General features: G+C 66.4%; 11 protein-coding genes. 3 read left to right on the forward strand and 8 right to left on the reverse strand.

Annotated features, from left to right (window positions below; all coding sequences use genetic code 11):
- Positions 1-122: 122 nt before the first annotated feature.
- The 3 genes from AC1Q6X_RS26325 to AC1Q6X_RS26335 all read right to left on the reverse strand — a co-directional run bounded on the left by AC1Q6X_RS26325 (position 123) and on the right by AC1Q6X_RS26335 (position 2479).
- Entirely contained in the window at positions 123-1301 is a 1179-nt protein-coding gene (locus AC1Q6X_RS26325; protein WP_492498880.1) for a methyltransferase, read from the reverse strand.
- A 58-nt stretch (positions 1302-1359) separates the two neighbouring features.
- The gene (locus AC1Q6X_RS26330; RefSeq protein ID WP_492498881.1) at positions 1360-2208 is read right to left on the reverse strand and encodes a hypothetical protein; all 849 of its coding nucleotides are present in this window, start codon (positions 2206-2208) and stop codon (positions 1360-1362) included.
- A gap of 61 nt (positions 2209-2269) precedes the next feature.
- Positions 2270-2479 carry a hypothetical protein gene (locus tag AC1Q6X_RS26335; protein ID WP_034755039.1) on the reverse strand — a complete coding sequence of 70 codons (210 nt, stop codon included), beginning with the start codon at positions 2477-2479 and terminating at the stop codon, positions 2270-2272.
- A gap of 178 nt (positions 2480-2657) precedes the next feature.
- Between AC1Q6X_RS26335 and AC1Q6X_RS26340 the strand changes: the two genes are divergently transcribed.
- Positions 2658-2825, forward strand: a complete 168-nt coding sequence (locus tag AC1Q6X_RS26340) for a hypothetical protein (protein WP_162835746.1) — start codon at positions 2658-2660, stop codon at positions 2823-2825.
- A 4-nt stretch (positions 2826-2829) separates the two neighbouring features.
- On the opposite strand, the gene AC1Q6X_RS26345 is transcribed toward AC1Q6X_RS26340, so the two are convergent.
- From AC1Q6X_RS26345 to AC1Q6X_RS26360, 4 genes are all read right to left on the reverse strand, one after another.
- On the reverse strand, positions 2830-6588 hold the full coding sequence (locus AC1Q6X_RS26345; RefSeq protein WP_492498882.1) for an AAA family ATPase: 3759 nt from the start codon (positions 6586-6588) through the stop codon (positions 2830-2832).
- A gap of 39 nt (positions 6589-6627) precedes the next feature.
- Positions 6628-7269 (reverse strand): hypothetical protein, encoded by a 642-nt coding sequence (locus AC1Q6X_RS26350; RefSeq protein ID WP_070290759.1) that lies wholly within the window; start codon positions 7267-7269, stop codon positions 6628-6630.
- A gap of 57 nt (positions 7270-7326) precedes the next feature.
- On the reverse strand, positions 7327-8553 hold the full coding sequence (locus tag AC1Q6X_RS26355) for an exonuclease SbcCD subunit D C-terminal domain-containing protein (RefSeq protein WP_492498883.1): 1227 nt from the start codon (positions 8551-8553) through the stop codon (positions 7327-7329).
- A 207-nt stretch (positions 8554-8760) separates the two neighbouring features.
- Positions 8761-11781: a PAS domain-containing protein gene (locus AC1Q6X_RS26360; protein ID WP_492498884.1), complete on the reverse strand. Its 3021-nt coding sequence runs from the start codon at positions 11779-11781 to the stop codon at positions 8761-8763.
- 273 nt (positions 11782-12054) lie between these two features.
- On the opposite strand from AC1Q6X_RS26360, the gene AC1Q6X_RS26365 reads away from it, so the two are divergent.
- A complete protein-coding gene (locus AC1Q6X_RS26365; protein ID WP_034755042.1) occupies positions 12055-12426 on the forward strand; it encodes a YajD family HNH nuclease in 372 nt (123 codons plus the stop codon).
- An 18-nt stretch (positions 12427-12444) separates the two neighbouring features.
- Positions 12445-13113, forward strand: coding sequence for a response regulator (locus AC1Q6X_RS26370; RefSeq protein WP_492498885.1), 669 nt, complete (start codon positions 12445-12447; stop codon positions 13111-13113).
- Between the two features lie 30 nt (positions 13114-13143).
- Here the strand turns inward: AC1Q6X_RS26370 and AC1Q6X_RS26375 are convergent, their stop codons facing one another.
- Complete coding sequence (locus AC1Q6X_RS26375; RefSeq protein ID WP_492498886.1) at positions 13144-15288, reverse strand: TonB-dependent receptor domain-containing protein; 2145 nt, start codon at positions 15286-15288, stop codon at positions 13144-13146.
- Positions 15289-15327: the final 39 nt, after the last annotated feature.

The following is a 15327-nucleotide window of genomic DNA, read 5'->3' on the forward strand; positions in this document are numbered from 1 at the left end:
ACAGGATTTGAACCTGTGACCTTCGGGTTATGAGCCCGACGAGCTGCCAGACTGCTCCACCCCGCAGGCGAATTATAGCGGGGTTTGCTGCAATGCGCAATGGCCGGGTTTCAGACCCTCGATTACGCCGCCGCCAGGCGCCACAGCGAGGTGATTTCCTGCGAGCGTGCCGCGTGCAGGCTGTCGGTGGCGTCCTGCGCGCGCGGGTGCGTGGGTTTCACGTCCAGGCGGCCGACGACCTTCAAGCCTGCCTGCTCTATCCATTCGAGCAATTGCGCGCGCGGGCGCAGACCCAGGTGCTCGGCCAGGTCCGACAGGATCAGCCAGCCTTCGCCGTTTGGCTCCAGGTGGTCGGCCAAGCCGGAAAGGAAGCCGCGCAGCATGCGGCTGTCCGGATCATAGACGGCGTATTCGATCGGCGAGCTTGGGCGGGCCGGCAGCCATGGCGGATTGCACACCACCAGCGGGGCGCGGCCGGCGGGGAACAGGTCGGCCTGCACCACCTCGACCTTGTCGATCAAGTCGAGGCGGGCCAGGTTTTCGCGCGCGCAGGACAGGGCGCGCGGGTCCTGGTCGGTGGCGACGATGCGCTTGACGCCGCGCTGCGCCAGCACGGCGGCCAGCACGCCCGTGCCGGTGCCGATGTCGAAGGCCAGGCTGGCGCGCGCGGGCAGCGGCGCTTCCGCCACCAGGCCCACGTATTCGCCGCGGATGGGCGCGAATACGCCGTAGTGCGGGTGGATGCGCTGGCCCAGGGCCGGCAGATCCACGCCCGTGCGGCGCCATTCATGCGCGCCGATCAGGCCCAGCAGTTCGCGCAGCGAGGCGACGAACGCTTCCTCGCCGCGGCCATACGCTTCATTGCAAGCCAGTTTCACGTCCGGAGCGCGGCGCAGCGGAATCGTGTAGTCGGCATCGAACGGCAGCAGCAGCATGGCCAGGGTGCGGGCGCGCTGCGACTGCGCCTGGCGGTGCAAATGGAAGGCTTCCGTGGCCGATGGTTCGGGTTTCGCCAGTTTGGCGGCCTTGGCCTTCTTGCTCGGTTTGTCGTTCTTGTGGTCGGCGCGCCGCGCCAGCGCCTGCAGCAGCTGGCGCGCGTTCTGGAAGTCGCCGCGCCACAGCATGGCCGTGCCTTCGCAGGCCAGGCGGTAAGCCTGGTCGGCCGTCGTGCGGTCATCGGCGATGACGACGCGCTTGGGCGGCGGCATGCCGCTTTCCGAGCGCCAGCGGGCCGAATGCTCGGCGCCGTTTTCGCTCCAGTGGATCTGCGGATGAACGGTAGGGGAAGAAGTGTCGGACATGGATTTCAATCGATAGAAGGGGGCGCGCGGCATGGTCGCCTGCGCAGGCCGTCTTCCATTATACGTCGCTGGCCGTGCCGTTAGCAGTGTCCGTGCCATAGGCGAGTGCCAGGGCGCGGGCGCGTGCCTGGTCTTCCGGCGTGGTTTCCACGGCTTTCTGGTCGGCTTTGACCGCCGCGTCCGGCTGCACCAGCTTGAGCAAACGCAAGCTCAGGCTGCCTGCCAGGTCGCCATCCTTGCCGCTGGCGCTGGCGCCATCGGACGTGCCCTGATAGAGATTGCTTTGCAATTGCTGGCCCAGCAGCTTGAACAGGTCGTGCAGATTGCCGCCGAAGTGCGTGGCGGGCAACTCTTTGGCGGGCAGGGCGTCGTCTTCGGAGGATGTGGCTTCCGGCGTTTCACCTTGCGTTTGCTCAAGCACGCCCGCGCTGATGTTCGATTGATATTGCACTTCCACTTCGAAGTCGAAGGTTTGCCCATCGGCCGTCGTGATCTTGCCCTTGCCGATGAAATGGGCGTTTTCATCGAGGCTGAAGGCGGCCGCGCGGCTGCTGGCGCCTGCGCCCGAGACGCTGGCGCCAGCACTGCTGAAGCTGGAACCGGCTTGCAAATCGACGGAATCGAAGGAGATGCTGGCGCCGTCGCCGAACAGCTGGCGCGTCATGTTGGAGAGAAAATCCTGCGCCACGTCGACGGTGGCGTTGCCCAGCGCATCGGTCCGTTGCGACAGCCCCTTGGCCGACAGGTCCAGGCCATTCTTCGACAGCGCGACCACGTCTTGCGCCGTGCGCTGCATCAGGGGCGAGCCGGCCAGGCCCGTGGCGCTGCTGCCCGTGCGGGACGGTTGCTGGCCAGCCAGCGTAGTCGAGGCGGGTTGACGGCTGGCGAGGGCGGGAAGCTGGGACATGGTCGGTTCTATATGGGCTGTGTACCGTATTTAACGGCAACAATCGCCCAGACTTTAACCATTAGTGGTGGTGCGACCAGCTACCGTCCGCCGACTCCAGGTAAGACTTGACGGCATCGGCCTGGCCCGTGGCGTGGCGCTTGAGTTCGCCGCATGCGCAAATGCCCTGGTAGGGCTGGATATGCGAGCAGGCGGAGACTTTTTGCAGGTAAACCTGCATGGATTTGTGACATTTGACGCACTTGAAGGTGAGGCTGCGGGCGGCTTTCATGGGGCTCCTTGAACTGTTGCGGGGCGTAGCGGGTAGTTACGCGAAGGCGGCGATTTTAACGCACTCCGTCCATCGTTACACGTTGTTGCATCTGCGCCACGCGCAGGTCAACTGAATCCGCGCCATGACGTTGAGCGTATATAGGAGGTCGTCTGACCGCCATTGAAGAGGTAGCACCATGGACAAGCATGACAAGGAAAAGCCTGTACAGCCCGCCAAGGAGCTGGTCAGGAAGTGGCTGAAAGCGGAGCTGGAACAGCGCCGCCCCCCGCCCGACCCCGAGCAAATCCGCCGCGAACTGGGTTGGGATATGCTCAGGCTGTGCCGGGAGCCGGCCAGCCGCTAGCGACCTAGTGCACCGTCACCACGCTCTTACCGCCTGACCCCGGCTGCACGAGGATACGGGTGGCGATGCGCTCCGTCATTTCCTGTACGTGCGAGATGACGCCCACCTTGCGGCCCATCGCTTGCAAACCGTCGAGCGCGTCCATGGCCACGCGCAGGGTTTCCGTGTCGAGGCTGCCGAAGCCCTCGTCGATGAACAGCGATTCGACGCGCACGCGGTTCGAGGACAGCGAGGCCAGGCCCAGCGCCAGGGCCAGCGAGACGAGGAACGATTCGCCGCCCGACAGCGAATGCACGGAGCGCAGTTCGCCGCCCATGTCCTGGTCGCGCACCATCAGGCCCAGCGACGGATTGTTCGCGTTGTCGATGCGTTCGAGCTGATAGCGGCGCGCCAGGTGGTTCAGGTGCGCGTTGGCATAGCCGAGCAGCACTTCCAGGGTGAATTGCTGCGCGTAGTTGCGGAATTTCTTGCCGTCGGCCGAGCCGATCAGTTCATTCAGGCTGGCCCAGCGCCGCTCGATGACGGCTTGCGCCTCGATCTGCGCCAGCATCGCTTGCGCGCCGTGGCGCCGCGCGTCGTCCTGCGCGATCGCCAGCCGCAGCCGCGTCGCTTCCTGGTTGGCCGCCTGGCGTTCCAGCAGCAGCGCGTCGAGCGCATCCTGCAGCGCCGCCTCGTCCATTTCCAGGGTCTCCGGCGGCTGCTGCACATGCGCCGCCAGCTGCTGCCGGCGCTCGGCCAGCACGGAAACGGCCGCCGTGTGGCGGTCGGCGATCGCTTGCAGGGCGTCGCGTTCGGCGCGCATGGCGTCCGGTGCGATGGCCAGATGCGCGCGCAAGGCGTCCATGTCGGCGGGCGCATGGGCCGGATGGGCATCCTGGAACTGGCGCAGCCAGCCGTACAGGGCGGCGCTGGCGCCGTGTTCCTGTTCACGCAGGGCAGCCAGGCGCTGCGACAGCTGCGCGCATGCTTCTTCCAGGCGCGTGCGCTGCTGGCTGGCCGATTGCGCCGCCGTTTGCTGCTGCGTCAGCAGCTCTTTGGCTGCCGCGATGGCGCCTGCCAGCGCGCGTTCGACCTCGGCCACGCTCCGGCCCTGCCATAGCGCGTTGCGCTGCGCCTGCATTGTCGTGCGCTGCTTGTCGGCGGCGGCAAAGACGGCGTGGGCTTCCTGTGCCGCTTGCTGCGCCTTGGCGGCGGCCGGCAGCGCCGCTTCCAGTTGCGCGGCCAGGGTCGCCAGCGCGTGGCCGCGCTTGTCCTGGTCCGCCTGCTGCTTCAGCCATTGCCGGCTTTCCGTTTCACGCGCAGCGCGGAAGGCGGCCGGGCCGGCGCGCCAGCTGTCTTTCCAGTCCTCGGCGCCGTCGGCGTCGGCGAACGCGCCATCGAGCTGCGCCAGCAAGGCGTCGAGCGCGGCGCGCGCCGTCTCGCCCTTGTCGGCGTTGCCCGCTTGCTGCGCTTGCAGCTGCGCCAGCCGCGCCTGCGTCTCGGCGACGGTGCTTGTGCAGCGCGCGTGCTCGCTGGACGCCAGTTCGTGCGCTGCCTGCGCCTGCTCGCGCCGTACGCCGGCCTGGCGCAGCGCCGTTTCCTGCTGCGCCAGTGCCTGTAAACCGGCCGTATTGGCCGCCAGCTGCCGCGCGAACCAGTCCGCGCGCTCATTTGCCGGCGGCAGTTCCAATGTGTCCGCATGCGGCTGCCACTGCGCGAGCAAGCTGTCGATGGCGGGCGGCAGGGCCGCCAGTTCGGCATCCGTTTGCGCCTGCTCGCGTGCCGTCGCGGCCAGCGCCGCCTTGTGCGTGGCCAGCCGCTCCAGATTGCCGCGCGCCTGCGCGCGGCAGGCCAGCACCTCATCCTGCAAGCTGGCCAGCATCGCCTGCAAGGCGTGGTCGGCGTGGCTGTACGGGTGTTCCAGCGCGCCGCAGACAGGGCAGGGCTGTCCGTCCTGCAAATTGGCCCGCAGCTGCTCCACGCTGGCCGCGCATGCCGCCTCCGCGCCTTTCAAGGATTTTTCCGCCTGCGCCAGGCGCGCTTCCAGCAGCGCCGTTTGCGCCGCTTCCGCCGCCCATGCCGTACTTTCCGTTTGCGCGGCCTGCGCCAGCTGGGCCGCCCTCGCTTGCCAGTGCGCCAGCGCCTGCTGCTGGCGCGCCAGTTCGCTCCAGGTCTTTTCCGCGCTGGTCAACGTGCGCGCGTGCGTCTCGAGCTGGCCGCGCTGTTCCTGCAAGCCCTGGCCATCGATGGCTTGCACGGCCGCCAGCGCCGCGCGCCGTTCGACATCGCGCGCCGTCAGCACGGCAGCGGCGCTGGCCAGCGCCGCTTGCGCCGCCTGCGTGGCGTCCGAGGCCTGGCGCAGCTGCTGTCTTGACTCGGCCATGCTGGCGTCGGCCGCATCGGCTTGCGCGGCCGCTTGCCCGGCCTGGGCAAACAATTGATCCCACAACTGCCACGATTGCGCCAGCGCCTGCCACTGCTGGTGCGCTGCCAGCCACTGGCGGCCCGCTTCCTGTTCCGCTTGCGCGGCGTGCTGGCGCTGCTGCAACGCGTGCAGCGCGGCGCGCGCCGCCTCGTTGGCCTGGTCGGCGGCCAGGGCCCCATCTTGCGCCTGGCGATGCGCGGGCATGTGCGCCGCCATGCCCGCGTCGAGCGCCTTGGCCTGGTCGAGCAGGGGCGCGGCATCGCGCTGCGCCGCTTCCGTGGCCAGCAAGGCCGCTGCCGCCTGCTGCACGGCCTGCGCCAGCTGCGCTTCGCTGGCGATGGCTTGCGCCGCCTGCGCGCGCGACGCTTCCAGCGCGGCGCCCGTGCCGGCGATCTCGCCGGCCAGGCGCGCCACGTCGTCGATCAGGGGCCGCGCCGGCTGCAGCAATTCCCACTGCGCCAGCGCCGCGCGGCGTTCCTCCGCGGCGGCCCGTTCGGCATCGGCGCTGTCCAGCGCTTCCTGCGCGGCCGCCACCTGGGTTTGCAGCTTGTGCGTCTCCTGGTGCCAGCGCTGCTGCAATTCCAGCACGGCCTTGCGCAGGTCGATGGTTTGCAGGGCGGTTTCGGCCGCGCCGCTTGACGCTTCGGTCTCGCTGCGCTCTTCCGGCGACAATGGCCGCTGGTCCGCCAGTTTTTCGCCCAGCCGTTCGAGCACCTGCTTTTCCTTTTTCGCCCGCTCGAAGGCGCGCATGGAAATGTCGGTATAGATGCTGCTGCCCGTCAGGGTTTCCAGCAATTCGCCCCGTTCATTGTCTTCCGTCTTGAGGAAGGTGGAAAACTCGTTTTGCGCCAGCAGCACGGCGCGCGTGAACTGGTCGAAGGACAGGCCGATGCGTTTTTCGATCTCTTCCTTCACTTCCGTCTTGGTGCCGCCGATGGGCTGCAGCGCGGGCAGCTGGTGCAAGCTCATGGCGGTCGCCTGCAGCGCCCCTTCCGCTTTGGTACGCGAGCGGCGCACGCTCCAGCGCGCGCGGTAGTGACCGCCATCGTTGCCGACGAAGTCCACCTGCGCGTAGCCGTCCGGCGTGCCGCGGCGCAGCAGGGTGCGCGTATCCTGCGCGTTGACGGTTTCCTTGCCCACGTCGGGCAGGGCGCTGCCCCGGCCCAATACCTTCAGCAGGCGCGGCGTGGCGTCGTACAGGGCCAGGCACAGCGCGTCGAGCAGGGTGCTCTTGCCCGCGCCCGTGGGGCCGCTGATGGCGAACAGGCCGGAGGACGCCAGCGGTTCCTGCTGGAAGTCGACTTCAAATTCGCCGGCCAGCGAAGCCAGGTTCTTGCCGCTGATTTTCAGGATTTTCATGCTGTTCTTTATGCTGATGCAGTCGCCCGACGGGTGCGCTTACAGATCTTTTTTCGCCTTGGCTTCTTCGGCCGCGTGCTTTTCGGCGGACGCCGCCGCTATGGCGGCTTCGCGTTTGGTTTCAAGGCCGGCATCGACCAGCGTCAGTTTGGTGGTGAAGAACAGGGCTCTGGCGGACCACAATTTGTTGATCATCTCTGTGTCATACGGAGAGAGGGAATGAATGCGCAATATTTGATCGGCATGATACACAATGCAGTTTTCATCGACGATTCTCAAGTTGTCGAGTGCGGGGAGGCGGCGGTACGCCCGGTTGCAGCTGAATGTGACGGGATGCCCTTCTTCCTTGCTGTATTTTTCCTCAAGCTCTTTCTGGAGCTGGTATGAGTCAGACCCTTCCAGCAAGACCGTGATGGCCGTCACTGTGCCGTCAGCCAGCTGCTCGGTGGTGACGACGCGCGGTTTGCCGAAATAGCTCCATTTACCCAGATAGCCATCGGCCACCGATTTCCCCGCCTTGATGCCGGTGCTCAGGTCCTTGAGCATGATGGGTTTCGACAGTTGCGACGCTGCTGTCTTTTCGGCCGGCATCGGGGGCGGGTACTCGGCGCTTGGGCCGCAACCGGCAAGCGATATGAGCAACGAAACGCCCAGCAGGGGGAAATGACGGATTTTCTTCATAAAACCTTTCAAATGGTACCGTGGGAGAATGGATGGTGGGCGTAATGCCCCTGGACGTCAGGCGCCGGGCAGCAGCAATTCGGCCAGGGCCGAGAGGAGTTCGGGCGGCGCTTCCTTCGCGTATTTTTGCAGGTACAGGCGGCGGAAGATGTCGTCGGGCTGCAGCTGGCCCAATTGGTCGAGCGTCATGTTCTCGGGCGCGCTGCTGCGCGCGGCGCTCGACGTTTCGATCTTCGCCAGGCGCACGCTCTTGCCGTCGAGCGCCGTTTCGATGCGCGTGCGCAGGCCCGGTTCGGGCGCCTCGAGGCGCACGCGCACTTCCAGGAACGGCTGCGCTTCGGCTGGAGCGTCCGGCACGTCGAGGGCGGCCAGCTGCACCAGCACTTCGGCTATGGGCGCCGGTGCGGCGGGCACGCGCAGCAAGGGCACAGCGCGCGGCACCTCGATGGCGCGCACGGATTGCAGCGCTTCGCCGTCGATGTCGAGGCACAGCACCTGGTGGCGGTAGTTCACTTCGGCAAACGACAGCGGTATCGGGCTGCCGCAGTAGCGGATGTGCTCCTGGCCGCCCACGGCCTGCGCCTTGTGCAGATGGCCCAGTGCCGCATACGCGATGGACGTATCGAAAATCCCCGAGGGCAGCATTTCCGTGCCGCCGATGACGATGCGCCGTTCGGAATCGTTCGACATTTCGCCGCCCACCATGTGGCAGTGGCCCATGGCAACGATGGCTTGCCCGGGCTGGCGGCGCGCCAGCGCCAGGTCGGTCAATTGGCGGTACAGCAGGGCGATGCCGCCCAGGTAGGCATCCTGGGTGGCGCCGGCCGGCAGTTTCGGCACGTCGCCGGGGCGCAGGAACGGTACGGCCAGGCACCAGGCCTGCACTTGCCCATCGTTGCCGGTAAGCGGCAGCAGCAGGCGTTCCAGGTCGATCTGGCCATCGTCGCCGCGCAGCACATGGCCGATCACGTGCGTGCCATGCGCGGCCAACAGGGGGCCGGGTGCTTCCAGCCGTCCCGCCGAATCGTGGTTACCGGCGACGACGACGAGTTGCAGCGCGGGCAGGCGCGCGCGCGCCTGCTGCAGGAAGACATACAGTTGCTTTTGCGAGGCGGCGGACGGGTTGGCATTGTCGAACACGTCGCCCGCCACCAGCAGCACGTCGACCTGCTCCATCACGAGCGTGTCGAGCAGCCAGTCGAGGAAGCGCTGGTGTTCGTAACCCCTTTCAAAATTGTGCAGGGTCTGGCCCAGATGCCAGTCGGAAGTGTGCAGCAGGCGCATGGTGGGGCAAGGGTAGGGAAGACAGGCGCCAATATAGCTGAAATGAGGCAGGTACTGGAGAATTGAACGAATTTCGAAGAGCGTTTTCGATTTTTATCGATACATCCAGAGTGCCTGAAAAACGTTCAGGGCAAGGCGTAGTGCCGTAGGCAGTACGAATAGTACGGCAAGGCACTGCAACGCAGCCATGGACGTTTTCTCAGGTGCTCAAGTCGTCAGCACGCCGGCCCTGTAGGTATTACGCCCATCCTGCTTGGCCTGGTACAGCAGCACGTCGGCCCGCTGCAGCAGCACGGCGGGGGAAATGTCTTCGTCGCGGTAGAAGGCCAGGCCGATGCTGGCGGAAATGCGCACGGTGATGCCGTCGAGTTCGAACGGCTGCCGCATGGCGGCGACGATTTTTTCCGCCAGCACGGCCGCGTCGTCGGGCCGGGCGATCTGTTCCATGATGATGGTGAATTCGTCGCCGCCCAGGCGGGCGATGATGTCGGTGGCGCGCATGGTCTGCGTCAGGCGCTGGGCGAAGGCGCGCAGCAGGGCGTCGCCCGTGCCATGGCCGTGCGTGTCGTTGACGGGCTTGAAGCGGTCGATATCCATGTACATGACGGCCATCAGGTGCTGCTGCCGGCGGCTCGCGTGCATGGCGTCGCTGAGCTTTTGCTGGAAGCCGGCGCGGTTCGACAACCCTGTCAATGCATCGACCTGGGAAAGCTTCAGCAGCCGCTGTTTTTCGCGCTTTTGCACGGTGATATCCTGGCGCATCACGTGAAAACCCACGACCTGCAGCCTGTCTTCGCCGATCTGCGGGATGTAGATCACTTCCATGCAGCGCTCGATGCCTTCCTTCTCGTCCTCTTCCTCGAAGCTCAAGGTTTCGCCGGCCAGTACTCTTTCGATATACGGCGCCACCGTGCCGTAGCGCGCCTCGCCCACCGTGTCGCGCACGCTCTTGCCCAGCGCCTGCCGCCCCGTCAGGCCGAATTCGCGTTCATAGGCGATATTCAGGAAGCGGTAGACCTGGTCGGCGTCGATGTAGGCGATCATGGCCGGCAAGGTGTCGGCGATGGTGCGCAGCCGCGCTTCGCTTTCCAGCAGCGCCACTTCCGATTCGCGCAAGGTAGTGATGTCGTCCAGGCTGCCCACGTAGCCGTCGATCTGGCCGTCGATGAGGATGGGGGCAATTTTGACGGAGACCCAGACCAGCCTGCCGTCGCGCTGCAGGCAGCGCAAGGTGGACTGGAATGGCGCGTGGCTGCGCGTGAGCTGTTCCAGCGCCACGTGCATCAGCGGATAGTCGTCCGGGTGCAGGGCGCTGGTCCAGCCGGCGCCCAGCGCGGCGGCGCGCGGCAGGCCCGTGATGGCTTCGAAGGTGCGGTTGACGTAGGTGCAGCGGCGCTGGCGGTCCAGGCGCACCAGCCCGAGCGGCGAGGCGTCGTTGACGGCGGCCAGTTCGGCCTGTTTCTGGCGCAGTTCCAGTTCCTGCTGGCGGCGCTGCGAGATATCCTCGGCGATGCACAGGATATGCTCGACCTGATGGCGCTCGTCGAACACGGGCACGGAAACGGAGCGCAGGTAGCGCAGGCTGCCGTCACGCAGGCGCAGCGGCTTTTCCGTATGGTCGATGACACCGTGCTCGGCCAGGATGGCGCGGTCGTCCTCGGCATCGTGCAGGCCGAAGTCGGGCGGAAAGGCCTGGCAATCGGTCTTGCCGATGACGTCGGCGGCCAGGTGGCCCGTGATGTCCTCGGCCGCCTTGTTCCACACTTCCATCCGGCCGAAGTTTTCCGGGCGCGCGCTTTTCACGTACACCAGCACGGGCAGGTGGTCGATCAGCGACTGCAGGAAGCTGCGGTTGTCTTGCAGCGCCAGCTCGTCGTGCTTGCGCGCGCTGATGTCGCGCGAGGTGACGGCCACGCCGTCGGCGATCGGCACCACCTGGTGGCGCAGCCAGCGCGTGCCGCCGGATGCCAGTTTCAGCTCGAATTCATCCTCCAGCGGCTGGCCCGTTTCCATCACCAGCACGAAGCGCTTGAAAAAGCGCTCGCCGCGCAGCAGCGGCACGCGCGGCAGCACGCGCTGACCCAGCAGTTCGGAGCGCGGCTTGCCCAGCATATCGGCGGCCCGCTCGTTGATGTCGGCAAAGGTGAAATCTTCCACCGGCTTGCCCGGCGCGGGGCGCCAGGCTTTGAGCAGCAGCACGGCATCGAGGCTGGCCTGGTGCGCCGCGCGCAGCAGCGCCTGTGTTTCCTTGGCCTGGCGGATGCTGCGGCGCAGGCGCGCGCTCTGGCGCATCAGCAGCGCCGTAAAGCCGGCGATGAGCACGCTGGCGGCGAGCAGGGCGCCGATATACGCCAGGCGGCGGTGTTCGAAGCGCGTCAGGGCGACGGCATGGCTCACGCCCACCACCGCCAGCAGCGGGTAGCGCGGCAGCTCGCGGTAGCTGTAGATGCGCGCCGTCGCATCGACGGGCGGTTCGATCAGCAATTCCTCGGGCGCGTGCTGCGGCGGGCCCGGCATGCGGAAGTCGATGCGGTCGCTGAGGATCAATTGCTCGCCGATGCGCCCCACCGTCAGGCCGCTGTCGCGCGCCACCAGCATCAGCGCGCCATGCTCGTCGAGGTTCAGGCGGTCGTAGTCGTCGACAAAATACGTAGGGTCGACGTGGATGACGATGGCGCCCGCAAAGCGGCCCTGGCCATCGTTCAGGCGGCGCGCCAGGCGGATGGTCCAGTGCTTGCTGCCCGCGTCGAGCATGGGCGTGTCGACCAGGGCCGTGTCGGACGCATTGGCGGCCAGCGCCTTGAAAAATGCCTGGCTGGCCAGGTTTTCCGGCAGATACGCGTTGGCGCTGTCGATCACGTCGCCGCGCGCGTCGACGAGCGCGATCGGCAGTTCCAGCTTCGATGGCAGCACGCTGTCGAGCAAGCCCTGGCGGCGCGTGAATTCATTGAGGCGCAGGGTGCCGTCCGTTTCCTCGTATTTGAGCTTGAACAATTGCGTGGCGTGATCGGTCTGGCGCAAGGTGAAACTGGTGTGGTCGGCCAGGGTACGGGCCAGCGACTGGCTGACGGCCACGGCGTCGCGCACGGCGCCGGCCCGTTCCTGGCCCACCTGGTACAAGACGGCCGCCCACAGCGCCAGCAGCAAGATAAGCGCGAACAGGGGTACCAGGCTGAGACGGTACAGGCGGCGGGCAAGGCGTTGCAGGGGTCTTGTTATCGCTATCACGGGCGCTTGCAGGCTAGGGTCATGGAAAGGTGAAGGGCGGCGTGGCGCGCATCATAGCCGAAATATGCTGACCTGCGCGCTGCCTGCTGCCCTAGCGTCTGTTCGTGGTCTGTCGCTGGGCTTATTTTGCGTTAAATCAAGAACCTGTGGTGCCGCGCACGCTAAAAAAAGCACGCCGGGGGCGGCACGGGCTGGCGCCGTGGCAGAAAAAGTACAATTGCGCCCCCATCCTCATTAAAATGGATGCTTCTTCCTCCCATATCGAAAGTTGTCATGCAGAGTAAAAAGCCCGACGCGGCAAGACTGGACAAGATCGTGGCCGAAGCGCGCCGCGCCGCCGACCAGCGCGAGAGCGGCTACCGCGAGCGCTCGCTGAAGATGTATCCGTGGGTCTGCGGCCGCTGCATGCGCGAATTTACGCGCGCCAACGTGCAGCAACTGACGGTGCACCACCGCGACCACAACCACGACAACAATCCGCCCGACGGCAGCAACTGGGAACTGCTGTGCCTGTATTGCCACGACAATGAGCACTCGCGCTACCTGGAAGCGGACCGTGGCGCCGGCCTGCTGTCGGCCGAGGTGGCGCCCGCCACGCACAATCCGTTTGCCGCGCTGGCAGGCCTGATCAAGAAAAAGGACTGAGCGGATCGCCGCTTCTCCATGCGCATCCTGCTGACCGAAGACGACCCGCAGCTGGGCCGCGCCACGCAAATCGGCCTGGAACAGGGCGGATACGCCGTCGACTGGGTCACGAGCGCCGAACACGCGCACACGGCCGTGCGCCTGCACGACTACGGCTGCATCCTGCTCGATCTGGGCTTGCCGGGGCAGGACGGCATGCAGGCGCTGGGCATGCTGCGCGACAATGGCTACAGCGGCGCCGTGCTGGTCGTCACGGCGCGCGACCAGGTGGGCGAGCGCATCGCCGGCCTCGATGCGGGCGCCGACGACTTCATCGTCAAACCGTTCGACCTCGACGAGCTGGCCGCGCGCATCCGCAGCGCCTGCCGGCGTGCCGCGGGCCGCCTGCGCGAGCAGCTCGTGCACGGCGACCTGGCGCTCGATATCGCGGACCGGCAGGTGACGCAAGGGGGCGTGCCCGTGATGTTAACCGTGAAGGAATTCCGCATCCTGCAACTGCTGCTGGAACATGGCGGCCGCGTGCTGAGCCGGGAACAGCTGGAGAAAAACCTGTACAGCTGGGGCGATGAAGTGGAAAGCAACGCCGTGCAAGTGCACATCCACCACCTGCGCAAGAAGCTGGGGCGGGACTTGATACGCACCGTGCACGCGGTCGGTTATTGCATCGACAAGCCCAAAGCGGCCTGACGAAGGCGGCCGGGAGGCCGCCTCCCTTGATCAGAAATCGACGGTGGCCGACAGCCACAGACGGCGGCCGTCCAGGCTGTTGACATAGCGGTTCGCGTAGTTCAAGGCCGGTGCGCGGTAAGGCTGGTAGTCGATGAAGTCCTTGTTGAGCAGGTTGTACACGGCCGCGTTCAGGGTCACGCGCTTGCTCAGCTGGTAACTGGTGCCCAGGTGCAGCATGGCGTAGCCCTGGTAGTCGCCCAGCGCGGCCTTGGCGGCGCGCGTGGAAGCCGAGGTGCCCGGATCGCGGAAGCGCTCGCTGCGGTATTCGGCGCGCAGCCAGCCGTTCCACTCGCGCGAAATATCCCAGCTCAGGCGCGCGTTGACGGCGTGCCTGGGCGTGTCGCTCAGCGGCTTGCCCGCATTGCTGCCGCTCTTCTGTTCGCTTTCCGTGTACGTGTAGTTGGCGCTGGCCGACAAGCTTTTTCCCAGCGGGAAGCGCGTGTTCAGCTCGACACCGCGTGTGACGGCCTCATCCACGTTGACCGACTGGCCAAACGCGTCGACGTTGGGCCAGTTGCCGAAGCTGACGCAGCCGGGACGGTTCGGCGATGGACGGTAGCTGCAGTTGACGAGGCCCGTGCCCGTCGTGATCTTGTCCTTGAATGCGTTGTTGAACAGCGAACCGCTGGCCGTCCAGCCAGCCAGGTTGTCGAAGTAGGCGCCGATTTCCGTCGTCGTGCTCGTTTCCGGCTTCAGGTCCGGGCTGCCGACGAGGGGGATCGTGCCCTGGCCGCCGAAACCGTTGATGCCTGGGGACAATTGCTCCACGCGCGGCGTCTTGTAGCCCTTGCTGACGCCGCCCTTGACGGTCCAGCTCGGTGTCGCGTTCCACACGGCATAGGCGCGGGGGCTGGTCTGGCCGCCGAAGATGCTGTGGTCGTCATAACGGGCGCCGAAGGTCAGCGCGACCTGCTCCAGTACCTGCCATTCGTCTTCCACGAACAGGGCTTTTTGCGTGAATTCGAATGTCTTTGGCGCCACGCCGTCCGTCATGTCCGCTTTCCACCATTGCGCGCCGATGGTGGCCATGTGCTTGCCCAAAGGCATGACCAATTTGGTGTCGAACACCTGGCTTTCCACTTCCAGCGTGCGCGCGCTGCCGGCCACGGCGCCGGGCGTGCCTGGCGGAATCGTGCGGCCCAGGGTTTCCGTCTTGTTCACCATGTAGCTGCTGTCGAGCGTGCCGAAGCCGAAGCGGCCCGTGTGCGACAGGGTCCACTGGTCGCGCTGGTATTTCTGTTCCGGGCCGTAGCCGCCTTGCAAGCCGACGGTGCCCAGCTGCTGTTTCGAATTGTCGTAGGTCTGGCGGCCCGCGTCCGCGTCGAGGATGACAGTGTGATAGCGGTTTGGCGTGAAGGCCAGGCGCGCGCCGAAGTTGGCGATGTCCGCGCGCACGGGATTGGCGCCCATATTCGGGGTGACCTCCGCACCGGCAGCGTTGCTGTAGCGGATGTCGGCCGCGTCGCGGCGCTGCTTGCTGCCGCGCAGGGACAGGCCCAGCAGGTCGGTGGCGATGGGCCCGCTCAGGTAGAAGCGGCCGCTTTTCACGTCGCCGAAGTCCGATTCCTGCTGCGCGGTGTAGTCGGCCGAGACGGAACCCATCCACTGCTTGCCCACCTTGCGCGTGATGATGTTGATCACGCCGCCCATGGCGTCCGAGCCGTACAGGGTCGACATGGGGCCGCGGATGATCTCGATGCGCTCGATGGCGGCCAGTGGCGGCATGAAGCTCGTCTGCGTGCCGCCGAAGCCGTTCGGCGTGACGTTGCCGGCCGCATTCTGGCGACGTCCGTCGATCAGCACCAGGGTGTAGTCGCTGGGCATGCCGCGGATGCTGATGTTCATGCCGCCCGTCTTGTCGCCCGCCGCGCCCACGTCGATGCCTTCCACGCTTTCCAGCGCCTGCGTCAGGTTGCCGAAGCGTTCCTTCGACAGGTCGTCGCGCGTCAGCACGGTGATCGACGCGGGCGCCTGTTTGATGTCCTGCTCGAAACCGGAGGCGGAGACCACCACTTCCGGCATGCTGGCCGGCGTGCCCGTCTGGGCGTGAGCCGGCAGGCAGGACAGGGCGGCCAGAGTCAAGGCCAGGGTGGTGGGACGCGGCAGGCGCGCGCGGCGGGTGAGGTTGGACATGCAAACTCCTGAAGGGTGAATGAATAATTGCGCTGTATC

The sequence above is a fragment of the Janthinobacterium sp. GW823-FHT06H09 genome (genome assembly GCF_058794735.1).